The sequence below is a fragment of the Blautia sp. MB18-30 genome, assembly GCF_023669475.1.
Classification (GTDB): domain Bacteria; phylum Bacillota; class Clostridia; order Lachnospirales; family Lachnospiraceae; genus Blautia_A; species Blautia_A fusiformis.
The window spans coordinates 1-19,370 of record NZ_JAMOYY010000015.1; the positions used below are offsets into that span (position 1 = coordinate 1).

The following is a 19,370-nucleotide window of genomic DNA, read 5'->3' on the forward strand; positions in this document are numbered from 1 at the left end:
CGTTCCGGATTTATATTATATATTTCGTATAATTTTCATTTTTTGATTTTTAGGCATGTGTATATATTAACCATTATTTTCGGTTTTGTCCCCATTTTTATCGGTATTTTTCAAAAAAATAAGCTGTAGCACATTAATGCGACAGCTTATGCAAGAATATTCAGTTTACTTCAGCAGTTCTTTTTCTTTCATATTCGTTGTCACCTGAAACTCTCCGTTGATCCGTTGGATCTCGTATACCAGGGGATTATTTCTGGCCCAGCCGGGATCTTTTTCTGCCTGCCGGTTCCAGCTGTACCAGGCGCGGACAAAGCCTTCGTGGATGGTAGATTCCGCTTCCTGGCGGGCCTGGACCGCATCCTGATAATCCACAAAAGTTCCGATATAAAATCGTTTCCCCTTGAATCCGATGGTAGCACGGTATTTTCCATTCCGCAGCTGATAGACGCCACGGAATCCGCTGGTATTATCACTGCGGTGCTTTCTTTTTTCCAGCATCTCCACACAGGTTCCATCTACCATATGCAGCTGCCCGGGAAGTTCCTTCCATATCTCCTGTCTCAGACAGCCACAGCTTCTGTAATTACCATGAAGAAGGCCATCCTCTGTCACATCCACTTCATTTCCGCAGTCACACCGACAATGCCAGAACACAGAGCCCTTTTTGCTCCTTTTATCTGTATGATAGAGAGCAGTCAGCCGCCCGAAACGCTGTCCGCTGATGTCGGTGATCCCGCGACCTCTGACATAATGGCCGCAACCGCAGCTGGTACATTTTCCGGCTTTCAGGCTGTGTGCAGTGGAAATATGCATATTCCCGCAGTCACAGCGACATTCCCACCTGGTCCTGCCGTTTTTACTTTCCAGTTTTTTTACTGCCACAAGTTTCCCGAAACGCCGGCCTGTAAGGTCTTCTGCCACCGGTCCTCTCTTGGCACTGTTTTCCGGAATACATCCACAGTCCTTTACAGTCCCACGCATCAGATGTCTGGTATTTACTTTTATCTCATTTCCACAATCACATCTGCACAGCCATACAACATACCTGTTTTCCCGCTCATCCAGTTTTTTCAGTACCGTCAGATGACCAAATCTCTGACCTTCCAGTTTAAGTCCGTTTGCCATCCTCTGTCCCTCACATTTCGTCAAAAAAAGCGATGCGGTAGAAATTTTTCCTGCCGCACCGCTGTCCGGATCCTGTTATTTATCCGTTTTCTTTTTTCTTCTGACAAATACTGCTGCCAGTAATACCACACATCCGGAAACGCAGATCACTGCGATCCATTTTGCAATGTTTGTGTTATCTCCTGTTTTTGGCATAGCTTTTACATGACTGGAACCAGTATTTCCTGCATAGGAAGAAGTTCCCGTATAGGAAGAAGTTCCGGAAGCAGGCGGATTGCTGTCAGGTTTTATCGGCGTGTTCGTTATGGTCGCTGCCGGAGTTCTGGTCGGCACTGCAGTCGGAGTTTTTTCCGGAAGTGGTGTCGGTGTATTTTCCGGTACAGGTGTCGGCGTATCCACAGGATCGTAGGAATTCACAAAGCCGATATCCTGTTTCTCGCTGTTCATCTGTGCATCGGTATGTGCAACCACAACTGCTTCCAGATCACCGGACTCTCCGTTCGTTACTGTTACTTTCACATAATAAACGGTATTGTCATAATGTCCGTTTTCCAGCTTTCCAGGCTGCTGGGAAACGCTGTAAGTGTATACGCCAGGAACAGCATATTCCACTGCAGGAAATTCTGCTTTCCCCGCACCTGTGATCGTGATCGTATTTTCTTCCGGCATGGGTGCTTCGTCCTCACCCTGAAGAATGATCGTATAAGTTTCGTCCGGAGATGGCTTCTCACCTGACAATTCCACGCTGACAGGAATCTTTACTTCCGCAACTCCAGCTGCCATAGCTGAAATCGGAAAAACTGTCAGGCACAGAACCGCAAGCAGGAGCACTGCCGGAAATTTTCGTATATTCGTCTTCATCCCCTCCTTACGTCTCCGGCGAATAAGGTTTCATTACCGCCAGAAGAACTGTTCTTGCATCTGTAAATTCCGAAGAGCAGGTTGACATTGCCAGTATCTGGGAAAAATCTTCGGACTTTCCAATGTTATCCATTGTCTGCTGATGGACATGTTCCGCGTTTTTTCTGACAAAATCCACAAGTCCGCTGGTGTCCGCCTGCCATTTTCCCGTTGCAAAAATAGAATCCTCAGATGCGGAAACCTGCATACATGCAAAAATTTCCAGCTTGTAGGAACGGTCAGGCAGGATCAGCGTACCTGTGGTGTTTTTGTTGAAAAATTTCTTTTTTCTGTAAAGATCCAGATCTCCGAACATCTTATGCTCTGCCATGTGATGACCATACAGGAGAGAATATTTCCCCTGAAAATTTCTGTCACAGCCGGAATCCAGAAAGATGCTTCCTGACAAAGCAAAATCACCGTATACATCGGTATTGATGTAAGTCAAGTTATCTTCTCCCTGAAGGATCGGATAATCGATCTTTGTGTGGTCCAGTGTGATCCATCCACAGACATCCGGATTGATCTTTCGGAGCTCTTCAAAAGAAGCGCCTCCGTCTTTCTGTTCCGGGTCCGGTTTCAGTTTTAAGAGCTGGGACTGGATGTCGTCCACAGCGCCATAGACCTGTGCGTTATCCCAGAGCGCATACCCGGAATACGCCGCCGCCAGAATCAGAAACAATGCTACAATGGCAGTGACCAGAGAGTTGGCTGCTTTCAGAAAAAACTTAGATGCGTTCATACTGCCTCCTCTCTGCTGCCTGGATGATCATTAGTCTTCGTATTTACGTCTTCTGGTGATGAATGCTGCACCTGCGATTACGATCACACCTGCGAATACGAGGATGTATGGGAGGGTTGTGAGGTTGATGCCGGTGTCGATTTTACCACCTTTTTTGTTAGTAATTGTCACATTCTGAGCAGTTTTATCAACTGTTTTATTAGTATTTGTAAACGTATACTCTGGGGCCTCATAACCACCTTTATCATTAGTATAATCTGCCTCAGTTACTTCATATGTCACACCAAATGGTAAATTTGTGAAAGTAATTGTCTGGTCATGTTTCAGGTCGATTTCTGCTGTTGCTATATTATTTTTCCAATCACTTGCTTTGATAGTATTTGTTGTCTCTCCAACTTTATAAGAAATATCACTGGACATTGTCTTTCCTGTATTATTTTTTAAAGTTACTCTTACAGTGAAAAATTTATTTTTATCACCAAGATTACCAGTTACAACTTTTTTAACAGGTAAAGAATTTGCTGAATACTTATTAGTAAATGCCGGAGCATTGTTAGCAATTTTTTCATCTGCACCTTTTCTAAAAGTAACAGATTCTATTTTGACTCCTTCATTGACCTCATTATTTACAACTGTAACTTTCATATATACTGGAGTTGAATCATAAGTAACACCAGCTGTATTTGTATCTGCAATCTCAGAAATTTTATAGGTAAAAACTCCTACATTTTTATACTCTGGTAATTTCACAGAAACTGTTTTATCTTTATTGGCACTACCAGCATCTCCTACCTCATATGTAACCGTTCCGACAGTAGGTAAACCATAAGTTTCTATTGTTACACCATCTCCCGCATCAGTAACACTTTCACCTTCAATATTAAATGTAAAGGTTTCTTTTGGTGACCTTCCCTGGCCTTCAAGATTGTACTCTTTTGTAAATGTAACCGTGCCAGCATTTTCTGGTGTCTGTACTTTGTTGACTGTCTCTTCCGCAAATGCCGTACTTCCCATGGTAAACATGGTGGCTGCTGCGATCAAACATGCTAACAGTTTCTTTGTCTTTTTCATAAGAAAATCCTCCTAGAAATATAAATTTATTTATAAGCTCATAAAAAGCAGCTTATACATTTTGACTGTGATGTTCCCCTGAAAATGGGAGAACAGTTACTTTTTTTACAGTTCCCTTCTTCGAAGTATAGTGATCACTTTTGCTTTTACATCCTCCATGGAGATGGGGCCAAATTCACGACTGTCTTTTGCATGGGTTCGGTAATCTCCCAGAATAAATACACTGCCTTCCGGAACTGTATAGGGATATGTGATCCCTTCCTTTGCATATGTAGGAAATGCAATTTCTCCTGTCTGGGCTGTTCCGTTTACGAGAAGCGTTCCTGTGTCATCCATTGTGATCACGTCGGTTTCGCATCCCAGGATACGCCCTACGTAAGTTTTGCCGTCGACTTCATACACGACAACATCTTCTTTTTCAAGATTCTGTTCCAGCCGATAACCAATGAGAAGATCTCCGGCCTCCACTGCCGGGAACATTTCATTATCCGGTGCCTGGCCTATAAGAAAAACCTGTGTAAACAGCAGCCAGCCAACGGCCACGATCAACACAATCCGCCAGAAAAGACGGATGTAGCCTTCCTTTATTTCTGTAGAATATCTTCTTTTCCGGATTGTCTGAGAACAGGTTTGATCTTTTTCAGCACGCATCACCTCCGCACCTCTTCTCTGGAACTATATCCTGTGAACAGATCAGACATTTGTATCCTGTCCGGTAGTCCCTCTTTCAGCAAGTTCCTTATATTTGCGAATCATGGCATCACAGCTTTTCTGATGGTCAGCGATCAGTGCATCGTACCGTGCACGTTCTGCACTTAAGGATGTTTCATAAATCTGATTCAGCTCTTCCAGCTTTTTCCAGAGATGAATTTCATCCACTCCGCCAAACAGCACTTTCCGAAACCTGACCGTCCGGAACCACTCCTTCAGCTTTTCGTGCTCATGATTTAACGCCTCTGTCTGCGGAAACCGCTCTGCTCCAGCATTGCGGCTTCCTTTTTTTCCTGACCGTTTCTTCTTCATCACAACCGCCTTCAACTCCAACGCTTCCTGCGCCCGAATAACAGCACACCTGCTCCGGCAGCTACGATACCTAATGCCAGAATGTATGGTGTTGTATTGAAATCCAACCCAGTGTCCGGGATTGCGTCTTTGTTGTTGGTAAAGGTAACTTCATGTGCGGTATTTTCATCCTCATTCAATTGCTGAATACTGGATATTGTCGCAATGTTGCCTTTAGCAGAAACAGAATTGTTTATTGTATAAGAAGTTTCATATCTACTGTTGCTATAATCATCCTCTGTAATTGTCACCGTTGCTCCAACTGGAACCTTTGTCAGCATTTTTGTCTGGTTATCCGACAATGTGATTTCCGCTGAACCACTACACTGTGTCTCATCGATGTTAAATGGAAGACTAATATTTCCATTTACTACAAAAACTTTGAAGTGGAACGCTTTGCTCTTATCCCCCATATTTCCGGTTACAATTTTTTTAATATTTACAGTTGTATAAAGCGGTATATAGTGAGCATAAAAATTTACGGTACCATCTGCTAACTCTGTATCAGTTGGACGATATGGCCAGGTTGTAATTTTCTGATCTCCACATGCTCCTCCGCCATCATTTTCCGGATACCAACCATCCAGAACATATGTTATTCCATTGATAACTTTTTTACTGCCTATTGTAGCTTTTTCTGTTGTTTCAACATTTCTTCCTCTTATATAATCTTTTGCATCGGACAGATCATATCCTGACGCCTCCGGACTTTTAATCCAGAATTTTGCAGTAAAAGTTTTTTTACATACAATATCAATCGTACAGTCAATATGATACTTCTGCACTGATGTTGTGCTGTTATCTCTTGAAATTTTGAATGGTTTTAATGTAATTTCTGTCACATCTTCTTTTTTTAAACCTGTTATTCCCAATTTCTTTTCCAGATTACCTTTATAATCTTTCCAAATAGAATCCAAAATATAATTAAAATATGTTTTTCCATCCACATTTCCACTTGAATCGCTTCTTTTTACAATCCATGAAGATCCTGCAGTTTCATCTGGCCATGTACTAACATGATTGCTCACATTTTCCCTAATATTTTTATCCTTGTTATCAACCTTTTCCCATTTTGCCCCCTTAGTATTAATTTTTCCAAATAATTTGCTCTTGTCTGATTCTGGTGCCCAATATTGGGTATCATTACTTTCCGGAATGCCATCTGGTGTAGCCAGATAATAGATAGCTGCTATTCCGGTATAGTTTTTATAACTACCCCTTCGTTCCTGCACCGCTACCGGATCTTGCTTCTGCTCTATATCCTGTACTGTCTGTGCATCCGCCTGCGCTTCCAGCTCCACATCCTGCACCTCATCTACCGATGCATCTGCATCTCCCGCCGGTGTCGCAGCTGGTTCTTCGGGCTGTTCGGTCACGGTCGGCTCCTCCGGCTGTTCGGTCACGGTCGGATCTGCTGGCTGGATTGGCTCTTCGCCAGGCTCTACGGATGGCTCTTCCGGCTGCTCCGGATCCTCAGATGGAGCTTCGATAACATCTGTCGGTTCCTCTGTATTTTCATCTCCGGTTGTCACCGCAGGTTCTTCCGGTTGTAATTCATCCACCGACTGATCATTTTCCGCTTCTGTGGCTGTCAGCTCTTCTGCTTCCTCTGCGGATCCGGACTGTACTGTTTCAATATTTTCATTGGCTGTTTCACTGCTGGCCTCTACCGCAAACGCTGAGATGGAAACACTGCAGATCATTGCAAACGCAATACAGACTGAGAGGACCTTCCTCCACAGACGGTGTTTTCCAGATGAATGATTATGTATCATACTTCAAACCTCCTTCTTGTATGCTATGGCAGTCAAAAACAGGCACTGCTCATTACATGTCCATGCCGGTATTTCTGCTCTTTCGCAGAGCACAATACTCTATGAAAGATTCCCTGCGATCCGTGTAAATTTAACGGTTCTTTCTTCTCTGACGGCGGTTTTTGACGGTTTATAAAAAAACTCAGGCTCCCGGAAATTCTTTTTCCACGGTATCTGCGATCTTCAGTTTTTCCATATTTTTACGTTTCAGATTCATGGATGAATGTACATAACATTCCAGTGTGATCCGTGTGCTGGAGTGCCCCAGGATCTCCGAAAGACTGCGGATCTCAAATCCGGCCTCCACACACCGTGTCGCAAAACTATGCCGCAAAGTATGGAAATGAACATTTTTCAGATTACAATCTTTCGTATATTGCCTCATGCGATACTGCAGGGTTCTGGGCTCCAGGAAATACCCTGCTTTTCCGGTCAGAACATATGCTTCCAGATCATCTGCTCTCCATTTGTTACAGAGCTTTTCAATATCCTGGTTCATGGGGATTATCCTTACCGACCTTCCACTTTTAGGAACCCCGGTTATGATCCGGGTCCTTTCTTCACTTGCAGGATTGAGATTTTTCAGGCGCTGCATGGTATGACGTACAAAGATGACTTTATTTTCCAGAGAAATATCTTCCCATTTCAGAGCACATACTTCTCCGATCCGCAATCCTGTCAACAATGCCAGCAAAACCCCAAATTTACACGGATCCATGTCCTGTAAAAGATATTCCGTAAACCTTTTCTGTTCTTCACAGGTCAGCACACGCATTTCTTTTCGATCCTGCCTGGGGTATACGATATCCACCGGTTTTGCCAGTGGATTCTGCTTTGTTGTATAATTCAGAATGGAATGCAGCACGGAAAGGATATCCCGCACTGTTTTTGGTGACAATCCTCTTTCATGGATAAGCCTGTAGCTGAATTGTTCTACAAGTATTTCTGAAACAGCCTCGGAAAAATACTGCCCGAGATCAGGCTTGATATATTTTTCCAGGATCGTTGTATATTTTACAAAAGTGGATGGTTTCACGCTGCTTCGTTTCAGATACAGCCATTCATTACAGTAATCTGCAAAGCGATTCCGTTTTCCTCTCACGGGCAGAAGCTGATCATTCATCAGCGCATAACGTGCCTGATTGACCTTATCTCTGGCTTCATGATATGTTTTTCCGTAACAGTAGCCATAGTGTATCCTTCCGTTTATCCGATGCTCTTTGATATATCTGGCTTCCCATCGTCCGTCTTTTCTTTTGTAAATGTTTTCTCCTTTTCTGCTCATTGATCTTTCCTCCTGTTATGCTGAATCTTATAGTCTGTTCACAAATAAGAGTTTTTATCCGCCGGTCTTTTATCCTCTGACGATGACACTGACGGCGAATAGTGTCCTTTTTCGGACACCACAATATTTGCGCCCTATATTATCCGTAAAATATGGCGAAAAACCACGATAAAAAAGCCGGTTTTCAGGAACTTGCACCTTGAATTTCCGAAAAATTTATGGTATTTTTATAGAAACAGAGTATTGTGCTCTGTGAAATTTACTAACTATAATCTAAATAAATAAGCCGTTTTTTAAGCAAAAAAACTCCCTCACATATCAGTTTTTTTCTGATATATGAGGGAGTTTCTGATCTTATATTTTATTTCTGTTCTTCAAGCTTTCTTTTTAACATCTGAATTTCTTTTTCCTGAGCTGCAATTTTCTCCTTTTGATTATCAATCTGCTCCTGCATCTGATCAACCATATACTTCACTGTGTTTCTGTCAAGAATCTTTAATTCCTCTGAATACATTTCCATCATCCCTTCCACATTCCGGCATATATTATATATGTGCTCGTACATGACCGTAAACTCCGGATATTTTTTTATTAATTTCACGATTACTTCCGGAGAATCCATACTCAAAAATGCCAGCCATGCATCCAGTTTATCTGTGATACCTTTATTGTGCATATTCTCACGAAAGATGTCAAGCGGAAGAAATACATATTTCTGAAGCAGATTAAGTTCCAATCCTGTATCTGATCTCTGTTGAAAAATATGGCAGTATCTATCTTTATATTTATGAAAATCTCCTGTACTTTTATCAATCAGTACAATTGTATATACACTTTTTATATCCTTATAGGAAAAATTCTCTTTTCTGGTACTTCGGGCATTTTTATATTGCCTTAATAATAGATCAGAAGAATAACATGCGCATCTTTCCCCAGGAAAAGCGTAACCTATTTTTTGCACTTCCACGTTACAATATGAACCATCATCAAATCGTACCAGAATATCCATGATCAAAAGAGACTGCTCATCTGCCAGTCTTGTAGAATCTCCTGGTAAAACTTCGATAATTTTCACCTTTCTTTGAAGCAATACTTCAAGAAAATCCTCTAATCTTTCCGGTACTGTTTCCGGATTCATAATTTCCTTAAAAAATGCATCATACAGCATTTTCACCCCCTTCACTCCCGTACAGAAATCCATAAATTCCTCTCTCTGTTCTTCTTTCCAGCTATAAAATCTCTCTGTCAGATTTATGTTCTGCTGAATGTCCCGCAAAATCTCCTCGCGGGTTCTTATCATTGGAAAATAAGCCTTTAATTTCGTATTCAATTAATCTTCTCCTTGTCTGATAAAAAATGGAAATTCCGTTTCAGATCTGAAACATCTGTGAATGCCATACGGCTAGAATAAGTCTTATAAGATACTTATAGAATATCATATTTTTATCTTTCATCCAAGATTTTTCCTTCCTGTTGTTTCTCTGTATTTCGACACAATATTTTATGGCAATCAACCAGATACGGCGCAGACTACAAATATCCTTCTGCAAAAAAACTCCCTCACATATCAGTTTTTTCTGATACATGAGGGAGTTTCTGATTTATGACTGTGATTTATGACTGATCTATGATCTATTTTGCTTTATAACGGTAAACGGTTTTTACTGCTGTGCTGTCTTTACCGGTTGTCCAATCACTTTCGGAGGTTGTGGTCTGAGTCTGGAGTTTTTTGTTCTGGTACTGGTTCATGCGGTACCAGGCCTGGCCTCTGGCTCCGTGGCTTCCGTAGGCGCCGTTACAGGTAGTTCCGCTGGAGCACCATACCCGGCTGCCGTTTCCATTCCAGTTCAGCAAATAATAGGTAATGCTCGGGTCATCTCCATCTGCGCCGGAAGCAGCTACGGTTACCTGACTGGCTGCTACACTGTCAAAATGTACATAAGGGCCCGTCTGTGCGAAGTTTACATTCTGTCCGGTATTCGGTCCGCAGAAATGATAGTAATAATAGCCCACCAGTTGTCTGGAAGCAGATGTCTCCAGTGGTCTTACAGACTCATAAACACCACCATCGTTGACATAGCTGGAGGTTGTTTTCTGATAGGTGTGTTTATACTGGATCATATATTTATCGGAAGTGATATTCTTTGGAAGCGTATCCACATAAACCCAGTTTTTAGGTTTCGCCTTGATCTTAAAGGTCTTTGTTACGGTTCCGCTGTAATTCCCCTTAAACTTCACCGTTACCTTATAAGTACCAACATTTTTTCTTCCACGGGAATATGTCACCTTGTAATTGCCGGAACTGATGGTTTTTTTATTCGCACCGGTTACTTTTACCTTCGGTGTTTTTACTTTTCCGTCATATGTATAGCTTGTGGCAGAAAGCTTTATTGTCTTCGGATAATAGATGGTTTTCTTTCCGGTCACTGCACCGCAGGAGCAAAGATACTGCACATATCCGTTCCTGGATGTAGTTGCTTTCTTCACCTGTTTTTTGTAGCTGTGTTTATGAGCTTTTCCGGTGATCTTAAAGGTTTTTGTAACGGTTCCCGAGTAATTGCCTTTAAACCGAACTGTTACCCGATAAGTTCCAACATATTTTCTTCCGGCAGAATAGGTAACTGTATAGTTGTCTGCACTGATCACCCTGTTGTTGCTGTCTGTAACCTTTACCGTTGGCTTTTTTACTTTTCCATTATAAGTATAGCTTGTTCTGGAAAGCTGTATTTTTTTCGGATAATAGATGCTCTGTTTATTCTGTATACTTCCGCATCTGCACTGCTCCTGTGTATATCCGTTGGCAGTGGTGGTTGCCTTTACTGTTACTCTCTGATAGCTATGTGTATGTGTGACCGGAGCTGCCTGGACAGTGAAATTCACAGAATCCGAAAATGTATATGCATACTGTGCATGATTCACAGATGCCACCGCTACCCTGTAATTCCCCGCCGGCAATGTGCAGGACCAGCTTGTTCCATTCACTCCATACTGAACTCGCATCGGATTGGATTCTCCTGCTTTATACACATATACATCATAATATCTGGCATAGCTTGTTGCATTCCAGGAAAACGTTGTGGTCTGATTCGCTTTTCCCGGATTCACGCTCACATATGGCTTGCCCGGTACACGAACGCCCGGATAGATAAAGCCAAGCAACACCTTGTTGGAATCATAAGGGCGCCTTCCTCCGACTGCATTGGTCAGTGTATATCCATATGCAACTCCATGAGAGGATGTCTGATCTTTGTCCGTTCTTCCTCCCTCATCTACCGTAAATCTGTTGTTTCCAAGATTAGCTGTTACATAAGCAACATGTCCGTAATAATCTCCGCTCCATACAGCAATAGAACCGGGAACAGGCTCATTTCCTACTGCATAGCCCTGATTGATAGCATTTTGCCACCAGCTTACCGCATTTCCCCATGAAGGCAATGCGATTCCCTGTCTGTCATACACGCACTGCCATGCAAAACGTGTGCAGGGGATCTCGTATAAGCCATCTCGATCCACATCCTGTGTTGTAGGATAAGGATTACCTGCTGCTGTTACCGTTGCTGCCGGTACCGCACTGAAGGCAGTTACTGCGGACAGCGCAAGGACCATTAATTTTTTCAGAAGCTTCTTTTTCATAGCATTCTCCTTTCCTGCGGTTTCATCCTTCTTACCGGATGATCCTGATCTGGCACGCCTCCATGGCTTTCAGTGCATTCTCATGACTCTCCGGTGTTACACCTGCGCAGCATGTGGCATCAACACAGATCGGCACTTCCGGAAGGGATGCCTTGATCAGAAGGGCATTGGAGATCACACAGATATCTGTGCAAAGTCCCACAAGAGTAATGCTTCCGATTTCTTCATCCTCATTGAGTGCAACCAGTTCTCCCGCCAGATCGGTGGAGCCGAAGGTTTCTTTATCAATGGGTTCTGTTTTCCTTAAGGCGTCCAGCTCTTCCCGGATCTGCCATCCATCTGTGCCCCGGATACAGTGAGGAACCGGAAGGTTTTTCCCTTCCTGTGTCTCCAGATAATACGTTTCATGGGTATCCCTTGTAAAAAATACCTTTCCTTCAAAATTCCGGATCTTCTCCTCCACCTTCGGAACAATGGCAGCTGCCTCCTTCGTGCCAAGTGCACCGTCGATGAAATCATTTTGCATGTCTACTACAATGAGAATGTTCTGCATGTTTGTCACCCCTTGTTTCATAATTTATTTCTGTACGACAAGTTTATGATACTCTTATTGTGCATACTCTCACGGAAGATGTCAAGGTAAAGAAAAGTCTCTCAGACTTCAACGATCCATACATCCCACGCAGGAATGATCAGCTGTGACTCCGCTTTGATCGTCTCACCGGTAAGTACGTCTTCTCCATCACTGTATTTATACGCAACAGACTGCTCCTTTGCAGAATAATTCAGAAAATACCAGACAGTTTTTCCAAGATCATTCGTTCCTTCACGAACGATCACCGGATATTCATAACCGGATAACTTTACCTCTGCATCGCCAAGAGCAGCTTTTATCACATTCTGAAGTGTGGCATTATCTGTCATGCATCCCAGATAGTATGCCATACCTTTTCCATACTGGTTTCTGGTTATTGCAGCATATCCTTTCCAGTTATAATGTTCATATTCTGCAAGCACCTCTGCGCCTTCCGGTTTGAGAAGTTCCATAAAAAACCGCCCTTTTCTTCCATGCCAAAACATGAGAAAAGGGCGGTTCCTGTTTCATTTTTTTACAAAAACTGTTTTATTTACCTTCAGCAATGTCCTTAGTGATCTTCAGGAATTTATCGATATCATCTGTTCCATGGCAATGGAGCGGAGAAACACGAAGTGCACCATCAAGGCCAAGAGTCTCAACAATACGTTTGGAATACGGGCTGCTCTTTACACGCTCGAACAGAGTAACTCCATGCTCAAGATATCTTCTTGCACACTCTGCAAATTCAATACCCTCGATACCCATGGCAACGATCAGATCCTTATAAGTAAGATCCTCCATATCCACATAAACCTGAACCCCCGGAATATGACGAAGCCCCGGAACCTTATCGGTACCTTCCAGCATACGGTACAGAAGCGCTCTCTCCTGAAGATGAATGTGATTCATACCCTCAACAAAAAGCTCACGCTTATTATATTTCTGTGCGGAATCGCCTAGGAAATGTTTACCGATACTGCAAACATAATCAATAACAGCCATCATAGCCGCAAAGTTAGCCGGAGCCGGAGTACCAAGAGCCCATACATTATCATCCTTGCAGGTCAGCTTGATATGCGGCATCACAGCAACACGGTCAGAAACATAAGCATAACCGCAGCCACGTACACCAAAGAACTTATACGGTGCAAAGTTGCAGACATCCACATCCCAGTCCTCAACATCGATCACTGCATGAGGAGCATGCTGAACTGCATCACTTACAATGTAGATATCCGGGTTGATCTCTTTTGCACGACGTGCGATCTCCTTGATATCCATGATATTACCGGAAATATTGGAAGCAGCCATAATACTGAGAAGAACCGTATCCTTATCTACATACTTCATGATCTCATCCGGATCAAGGCCACCAGTCACCTTATTAGCCGGAACCTCACGAAACTCTCTGCCGGTCTTTTTACAGTAATACTCAACCGCATCATGAGCAGACGGATGCTCCAGAGCAGAAGTAACTGCGTTCTTACCCCAGTCAACACCTTCCATGATCGTACCAACCGCATGGAACATGGTCTGAGAAGCAGTCAGCTCAGTGATAAGCGCACCACTCTTCGCACCAAAAATAACCTCAAGGATCTCCTGCGTACCATTCTTAACATAATCAGCCAGATCAAAGCCCCTGCCACGGGCACGCTCCGGACAATCCGGAAATTCCTCAATCGCAGCCTTAGCCTCAACAGCCTTCTTAAGTCTCAGAGAACCACCGGAGTTCTCAAAGAAAAGTCTCGCGCCATACTGTGGATCCTTATCTGCATAATAAAACTGAGACTTCAGCTTCTTCTGATATGTATCTGAAAACAAAACGCCATGATTAAATTCCATAATAATATCCTCTCCTTCATCACATAAGCCCCGGCAACCCGGACAGCCAGCTATTCATGAACACTCTCATTTCATACGACTGTGTTCAGTATATATCTCTCATCAGAAGATAGCATAACACATTTACAAATAGTTATAAAATGAATAATGTAACTGTATTATATTAACATTGTTTATATTTTAACACAGCATAGCAACTCTGTAATACCGTCAAAAAGCAATATGCACTTTTTACATAACCACGAACATTACAAGTCTGCTTCTTCATATCGTTTCCTTATATCTCATCACATCCCCCACCTGTCATCCCAGGCATCCAGTATTTATAATTTATACTCCGAATACAACTCCCGTCTCCTTTATCAGGCAGCCTGAAATTTTCGCTTTTCAAAGCTGAAGAAATTGTGAGGGGGAAAGCACTCAAAGTTGCGAAGCCCGCTTTTCCCCCTCACACTCCCCCTTTCCGGGCACGCAGATTGTTGTAGGTTGTGGAGATGTGTTCAGGTACTGGTGGGACGATGGATGCTGCGGTATTGATTGTGTAACGTTGAGCCGATTCCTCTTTCTCCGGCCACAAGCAAACTTAGCCTTTCCTACCAGCTATCCAGCATAGCGCTGATAGCCCATCCCCTACCGTCAAACCACAGGGAAACTCAGCCTTTCCTACCAGCTATCCAGCGTAGCACTGATAGCTCATCCCCTACCGTCAAACCACAGGGAAACTCAGCCTTTCCTACCAGCTATCCAGCGTAGCACTGATAGCTCATCCAACTACCGAGCAGCCACACTACCCTACCGCCATGAAAAGCCAGCCCGTGAGGCGTGTGCTGCCTGTCGCCGGACTCTGCAGGAGGGGAGCTGATTCTTGGCTGGCGGAAATCTGCGTTGTTTTACAAAAGTCCGCTGTCTGAGCGGCTGCAAGACGCGAGTTCGGACTTTTGTAAAACGCTTTTAGCAGATTCCCGGCAGCCTAGAAGCCAGCCCCCGACGAAGCCCCGGCGGCAGGCAGCACACGCCTCACGGGCGTCCCTTTTCACCAAAAAAAGCCGAACCAGCCACATCCCGCAGCCAGTTCAGCTCACCCCATACAACTACAAACTCACTCACCATCAACCCAGGCAAGCAGCTTCCCAGTAAAAACCCTATTAAAGAAATGGATCACCGGTCCCAGCCCAAAAGCCGTCACCAGTGTACCAATACCCACAACACCACCAGTCAGATAACAGATCAGCGCACAAAGCACATCATTAGACATCCTGTGCCAGAAATAAGGAATCTTCGGCCATCTCTCTGTCATGATCAGCGAAAGACTATCATAAGGCGCAACCCCCTCATCCGGCATCTGATACATCGACAGTCCCAGACAGCAGATCACAACACCCACACACAGTGCCACCAAACGTACCGGCAGCGCCACAAGCTCCAATCCAAACACACCAGTATAAATATTATAAAAGAAAGTAGTAATATAAGCCAGACAAACCGCATTCACAACCGTACCGATCCCCAGGAACCTTCTGCCAAAAGCAATCTCAATGATCAGCAACACAATATTTACAATCAGCTGGAAATTACCATACGCCATACCAATCATATCCGCAACCGCCATATTCATTCCACTGAACGGATCCGTTCCAAGCCCGGCCAGCTTGAAAATTCCAATCCCCATACCTGCAAAAACATTTCCGATACACATGATCAGAACATGCTTCCAGTTAATGTTCTTCAAAAAATCCCCCATAAACCTCATACCTCATCCTCTCTGAAAATATTGTCAGGCAGATATCCACGATCCACCTTCACTGCGCAAGATCCATACCAGATAATACCTTAATAACCAGCCTGCTGCAACGCTTATATTCTATCACACCCCCTCACCCCTGTAAAACACAAAAGCCCCAAGAAACAACAAAAAACAACAAAAAAAGACATCCTGCAGACCACATTATATGATCTGCCGGACATCTCTCTTTTTTATATCACGCTGTTAATTCAATTTCACAATCACCAGTCAATCCCGAAGCTCTCATGGCAGAGCCTCGTTATTTCAGATATCCCGAAAAATTTTTTCAATATCCAATATTATTTAATGAACTTAACCTCAGGATAAATTGCCTGCTTGGCAGCCTCTTTACGCTCATTAAATACAACCTTGTTCTCCTCAAACAGGTTACGTCCTTGTGCATCGATAGATACGATCAGCGGCCCAAATTCTTTAACCTTGTTGCACCATAAAGTCTCAGGCATACCAAGCTCATCCCAGTGATGCTCAACAATCTTCTCAACCTCTGTAGCAGCCACAACTGCACATCCAGCCGGGAAAACACAGTGGATAGCACCGAACTCTTTACAAGCACGCTCCGTATTCGGGCCCATACCACCTTTACCAACGATCACTCTGACACCAGTCAGTTTTGTAAACTCATACTCGAACTTCTCCATACGCATGGAAGTTGTCGGTCCTACAGAAACCATTTCATAATCATCCTCTGTACCCTCGATCTTACGAACGATCGGGCCGGCATGGAAAATCGCTTTGTTGCGGATATCATACGGAAGCTCTCTTCCATACTCAACCAGACGACGGTGAGCAACGTCACGGCAGGTCATCAGATCTCCGTCCAGCCATACAATATCGCCGATTTTGATATCAGCCAGGTCTTCTGCGCTTATAGGTGTAATAAGAACTTTTTTATCTCCTCTGATTTCGATCATGATTTTTCCCTCCGTTTATATTAAGCATTAAATTTCCATGTGGAATGAGTATCACAGGTTACTGTAAGATCCGGATTTACAACCAGATGTCCACGACGGTGAGACCAGCATCCAACGTTTACTGCAACACCGATGGTAGATGGATGACGTGCGGTATTCTCAATGTTGACACCCATTACAGAATACTTTCCGCCCATACCCTGCGGTCCAAGGCCAATGGCATTGATACCGTCCTCGAGAAGCTTCTCCATTTTTGCTGCGTTTGCGTTGTCATTGTGAGAACCGATCGGACGCATCAGCGCTTTCTTGGAGTTCAAGGCAGCTGTCTCTACAGATGTACCTACCCCAACACCAACAAGAAGCGGAGGACACGCATTCAGTCCGTAAGTTGTCATCTGATCCAGAACGAAATCGGTAACACCCTCATAACCGGCACCTGGCATCAGAACCATTGCTTTTCCAGGAAGGGTACATCCGCCGCCTGCCATGTATGCGTAGATCTCACATTTATCGCTGTTTGGAACAATATCCCACCATACAGTCGGTGTTCCCTTACCAACGTTTTTCTTTGTATTGTACTCATCAAAAGTCTCAACGGAATTATGTCTTAACGGTGCTGCAAAAGTAGCCTGAACAACAGCATCTTTCAGGAGTGCCTCCAGCTCATTGATATACGGGAAATTTGTTCCGCATTTCAGCCAGAACTGAAGAACACCTGTATCCTGACAGCTTGGGCGGTTCAGCTCTACAGCAAGTCCCTGGTTCTTTGTCATGGTCTCATAAAGAACCTTTGGAAGTGCAGCTGTTTCCTGTGATCCAAGCTCTTCAAGTTTATTAACTACGTCATCCGGTAATTTTTTTCCAATATGGGCAACAAAATCTGCTACCATGTCTGTTAATACTTTAACTCCATTTTCCTTAGTCATGATTTACCTCCTGATATGGTTCGATGGTTTAATGTTTTTTAGTTACATAGGTTTTTGTTGGTTGTTTCATCATTAATTTTGGCTGATTAATGGTTAAGATGGCTTTTTTGGCTTATTTATCATTTCTCCTTCACTGTATGGTCAGTGCAGAAGGGAATGAACTTAATCAAAAGTGTTGCTGGTCACAAAGTGAACAGTAACTCAAAAGTTTCTCTCCTTACGGATAGAACGGAAACAGGATCGGCAACAGGATCATACAGATCACAAAGGATACCAGGATCAGCGGCAGACCGGATTTCACATAGTCCTTGAATTTGTATCCTCCAAGACCGACTACCATGGTGTTTGCTGGCATACCGATCGGTGTTGCATATGCACAGGAACCTGCGATAACAGTTGCGATAACAACGGCTCTCGGATCTGCTCCGAGGTTGTTTGCAAGAGATACCGCAATTGGAATCATCAGTGCTGTGGTTGCTGTATTTGACATGAAATTTGTCAGCACACAGGTTACAATAAAGATCACCAGAAGAAGAAGGATCGGACTCGGATCTGCTCCAAGAAGTCCTACGATCTTATCTGCGATCAGTTCTCCGGCTCCGGTTGTATCCAATGCTTTTGCAAGTGTCAGAGAACCGCCGAAAAGGAATACAACTTTCAGGTCAATAGATTTCAGTGCTTCTTTTTCGGAAATAACTCCTGTCAAAACCAGGACGATGGCTCCGATACATGCAGAAACCTCAATGCTGATACCGATCTCTTTTTCAAAGATCATTGCAAGGATCACAAGGATCAGAACTACCAGAGAAACCGTCTGTTTCCACTTCGGTACATGGCTGAAATCCTGCTGATCTTCAAGCGCTTCCCCGGCCGCATGGTTTCCATTGGGAAGGAAACGATATCCGATAAAAACAAAATAGAGGATTCCAAGAACAAGCATCGGAACTCCAACCGGCGCATACATAAAGAAGCTTGTGGAAAGCCCCATCTCCTGAAGTGCATTCACACCCATCAGGTTTCCGGGTGCACCGATAATAGAAAGGTTTCCGCCAAGTGCTGCGGCAAATACCAGCGGCATCAGAAGACGGCTTCTGGAATAACCGGACTCATCGGCGATTCCACAAACTACCGGAATCAGCACTGCTGCAGTACCTGTATTGGATAAGAATCCGGACATTACACCTACGATCACCATGATCGCAATGATCAGTGTTTTTTCTGTTCTGGCAAATTTCGTGACCAGTCCTCCGATCTTATTTGCCATTCCTGTTTCGAACAATGCCTGGCCTACTACAAACATGCCAACGCAAAGGATTACGTTACTGTTCACATACTGTGAAAATGTTGTTGTTGCATCCACAACTCCTGTAAGGGTCAGGCCGATCGCACAGATCGAAGCCGTCAGACCAAGAGGAATTTTTTCAAGGATGAAACTGATAATGGTGAACACAAGAAACAGCAATGTGATAGTTGTCTGAGACATTTCTGTACTCTCCTTCCATTTGGTTTTTTCCTGAAAAGTATAGGCCGTACACGTTTCTTTTGATGATTTTATTATAGCTTGTGTACATACAAAAAAACAAATTAATGAAACATATATCCGCATAAAAAATATTTATAGTATCAGTTTTTAATGATAATTTTTGTGCACTACTAACACAAAAGCAGCATCTTAACA

The 19,370-nt window shown here is 43.5% G+C and carries 17 protein-coding genes; all 17 read right to left on the reverse strand.

From position 1 onward, the window contains the following. Positions 1–165 precede the first annotated feature (165 nt). The 17 genes from NCY57_RS08705 to NCY57_RS08785 all read right to left on the reverse strand — a co-directional run bounded on the left by NCY57_RS08705 (position 166) and on the right by NCY57_RS08785 (position 19,175). Positions 166–1,125, reverse strand: coding sequence for an aP2 domain (locus tag NCY57_RS08705; RefSeq protein WP_022426562.1), 960 nt, complete (start codon positions 1,123–1,125; stop codon positions 166–168). 75 nt (positions 1,126–1,200) lie between these two features. Beyond that, positions 1,201–1,986: a Spy0128 family protein gene (locus tag NCY57_RS08710; RefSeq protein WP_022426561.1), complete on the reverse strand. Its 786-nt coding sequence runs from the start codon at positions 1,984–1,986 to the stop codon at positions 1,201–1,203. 7 nt (positions 1,987–1,993) lie between these two features. Continuing rightward, positions 1,994–2,767 (reverse strand): class B sortase, encoded by a 774-nt coding sequence (gene srtB / locus NCY57_RS08715; RefSeq protein WP_022426560.1) that lies wholly within the window; start codon positions 2,765–2,767, stop codon positions 1,994–1,996. Between the two features lie 30 nt (positions 2,768–2,797). Further along, complete coding sequence (locus NCY57_RS08720; RefSeq protein WP_227588466.1) at positions 2,798–3,838, reverse strand: DUF7601 domain-containing protein; 1,041 nt, start codon at positions 3,836–3,838, stop codon at positions 2,798–2,800. A gap of 105 nt (positions 3,839–3,943) precedes the next feature. Continuing rightward, positions 3,944–4,489, reverse strand: coding sequence for a signal peptidase I (lepB, locus tag NCY57_RS08725; protein WP_227588467.1), 546 nt, complete (start codon positions 4,487–4,489; stop codon positions 3,944–3,946). Between the two features lie 42 nt (positions 4,490–4,531). Further along, on the reverse strand, positions 4,532–4,861 hold the full coding sequence (locus NCY57_RS08730; RefSeq protein ID WP_139148860.1) for a hypothetical protein: 330 nt from the start codon (positions 4,859–4,861) through the stop codon (positions 4,532–4,534). 11 nt (positions 4,862–4,872) lie between these two features. Next, positions 4,873–6,675, reverse strand: a complete 1,803-nt coding sequence (locus NCY57_RS08735) for a DUF7601 domain-containing protein (RefSeq protein WP_227588468.1) — start codon at positions 6,673–6,675, stop codon at positions 4,873–4,875. A gap of 181 nt (positions 6,676–6,856) precedes the next feature. Beyond that, positions 6,857–7,999, reverse strand: a complete 1,143-nt coding sequence (locus NCY57_RS08740) for a tyrosine-type recombinase/integrase (RefSeq protein ID WP_015525675.1) — start codon at positions 7,997–7,999, stop codon at positions 6,857–6,859. 361 nt (positions 8,000–8,360) lie between these two features. Further along, complete coding sequence (locus NCY57_RS08745; RefSeq protein WP_022427030.1) at positions 8,361–9,329, reverse strand: PD-(D/E)XK nuclease family transposase; 969 nt, start codon at positions 9,327–9,329, stop codon at positions 8,361–8,363. Positions 9,330–9,631: 302 nt separating this feature from the next. Next, positions 9,632–11,632, reverse strand: coding sequence for a CHAP domain-containing protein (locus NCY57_RS08750; RefSeq protein WP_178818175.1), 2,001 nt, complete (start codon positions 11,630–11,632; stop codon positions 9,632–9,634). Positions 11,633–11,663: 31 nt separating this feature from the next. Then, positions 11,664–12,185, reverse strand: coding sequence for a cysteine hydrolase family protein (locus NCY57_RS08755; protein ID WP_129975211.1), 522 nt, complete (start codon positions 12,183–12,185; stop codon positions 11,664–11,666). Between the two features lie 101 nt (positions 12,186–12,286). Further along, entirely contained in the window at positions 12,287–12,679 is a 393-nt protein-coding gene (locus NCY57_RS08760; protein WP_173739580.1) for a beta-galactosidase trimerization domain-containing protein, read from the reverse strand. Positions 12,680–12,755: 76 nt separating this feature from the next. After that, complete coding sequence (locus NCY57_RS08765) at positions 12,756–14,051, reverse strand: aminotransferase class V-fold PLP-dependent enzyme (RefSeq protein ID WP_173739579.1); 1,296 nt, start codon at positions 14,049–14,051, stop codon at positions 12,756–12,758. A gap of 1,099 nt (positions 14,052–15,150) precedes the next feature. Next, positions 15,151–15,792 carry a YczE/YyaS/YitT family protein gene (locus NCY57_RS08770; protein WP_015526420.1) on the reverse strand — a complete coding sequence of 214 codons (642 nt, stop codon included), beginning with the start codon at positions 15,790–15,792 and terminating at the stop codon, positions 15,151–15,153. Between the two features lie 341 nt (positions 15,793–16,133). Beyond that, positions 16,134–16,766: a L(+)-tartrate dehydratase subunit beta gene (gene ttdB, locus NCY57_RS08775; RefSeq protein ID WP_021977663.1), complete on the reverse strand. Its 633-nt coding sequence runs from the start codon at positions 16,764–16,766 to the stop codon at positions 16,134–16,136. Between the two features lie 20 nt (positions 16,767–16,786). Next, positions 16,787–17,692, reverse strand: coding sequence for a L(+)-tartrate dehydratase subunit alpha (gene ttdA, locus NCY57_RS08780; protein WP_059086587.1), 906 nt, complete (start codon positions 17,690–17,692; stop codon positions 16,787–16,789). A 217-nt stretch (positions 17,693–17,909) separates the two neighbouring features. Next, entirely contained in the window at positions 17,910–19,175 is a 1,266-nt protein-coding gene (locus NCY57_RS08785) for an SLC13 family permease (RefSeq protein WP_021977661.1), read from the reverse strand. Between the last annotated feature and the right edge of the window lie 195 nt (positions 19,176–19,370).

Excerpts from the sequence above, each read along its gene's own strand:
- NCY57_RS08735 (WP_227588468.1), bottom strand. The coding sequence starts at position 6,675 with ATGATACATAATCATTCATCTGGAAAACACCGTCTGTGGAGGAAGGTC.
- NCY57_RS08765 (WP_173739579.1), bottom strand. The coding sequence starts at position 14,051 with ATGGAATTTAATCATGGCGTTTTGTTTTCAGATACATATCAGAAGAAG.
- NCY57_RS08755 (WP_129975211.1), bottom strand. The coding sequence starts at position 12,185 with ATGCAGAACATTCTCATTGTAGTAGACATGCAAAATGATTTCATCGAC.
- ttdB (WP_021977663.1), bottom strand. The coding sequence starts at position 16,766 with ATGATCGAAATCAGAGGAGATAAAAAAGTTCTTATTACACCTATAAGC.
- srtB (WP_022426560.1), bottom strand. The coding sequence starts at position 2,767 with ATGAACGCATCTAAGTTTTTTCTGAAAGCAGCCAACTCTCTGGTCACT.
- NCY57_RS08740 (WP_015525675.1), bottom strand. The coding sequence starts at position 7,999 with ATGAGCAGAAAAGGAGAAAACATTTACAAAAGAAAAGACGGACGATGG.
- NCY57_RS08760 (WP_173739580.1), bottom strand. The coding sequence starts at position 12,679 with ATGGAACTTCTCAAACCGGAAGGCGCAGAGGTGCTTGCAGAATATGAA.
- NCY57_RS08730 (WP_139148860.1), bottom strand. The coding sequence starts at position 4,861 with ATGAAGAAGAAACGGTCAGGAAAAAAAGGAAGCCGCAATGCTGGAGCA.
- NCY57_RS08770 (WP_015526420.1), bottom strand. The coding sequence starts at position 15,792 with ATGGGGGATTTTTTGAAGAACATTAACTGGAAGCATGTTCTGATCATG.
- NCY57_RS08710 (WP_022426561.1), bottom strand. The coding sequence starts at position 1,986 with ATGAAGACGAATATACGAAAATTTCCGGCAGTGCTCCTGCTTGCGGTT.
- NCY57_RS08705 (WP_022426562.1), bottom strand. The coding sequence starts at position 1,125 with ATGGCAAACGGACTTAAACTGGAAGGTCAGAGATTTGGTCATCTGACG.
- NCY57_RS08785 (WP_021977661.1), bottom strand. The coding sequence starts at position 19,175 with ATGTCTCAGACAACTATCACATTGCTGTTTCTTGTGTTCACCATTATC.
- ttdA (WP_059086587.1), bottom strand. The coding sequence starts at position 17,692 with ATGACTAAGGAAAATGGAGTTAAAGTATTAACAGACATGGTAGCAGAT.
- NCY57_RS08750 (WP_178818175.1), bottom strand. The coding sequence starts at position 11,632 with ATGAAAAAGAAGCTTCTGAAAAAATTAATGGTCCTTGCGCTGTCCGCA.
- NCY57_RS08720 (WP_227588466.1), bottom strand. The coding sequence starts at position 3,838 with ATGAAAAAGACAAAGAAACTGTTAGCATGTTTGATCGCAGCAGCCACC.
- lepB (WP_227588467.1), bottom strand. The coding sequence starts at position 4,489 with ATGCGTGCTGAAAAAGATCAAACCTGTTCTCAGACAATCCGGAAAAGA.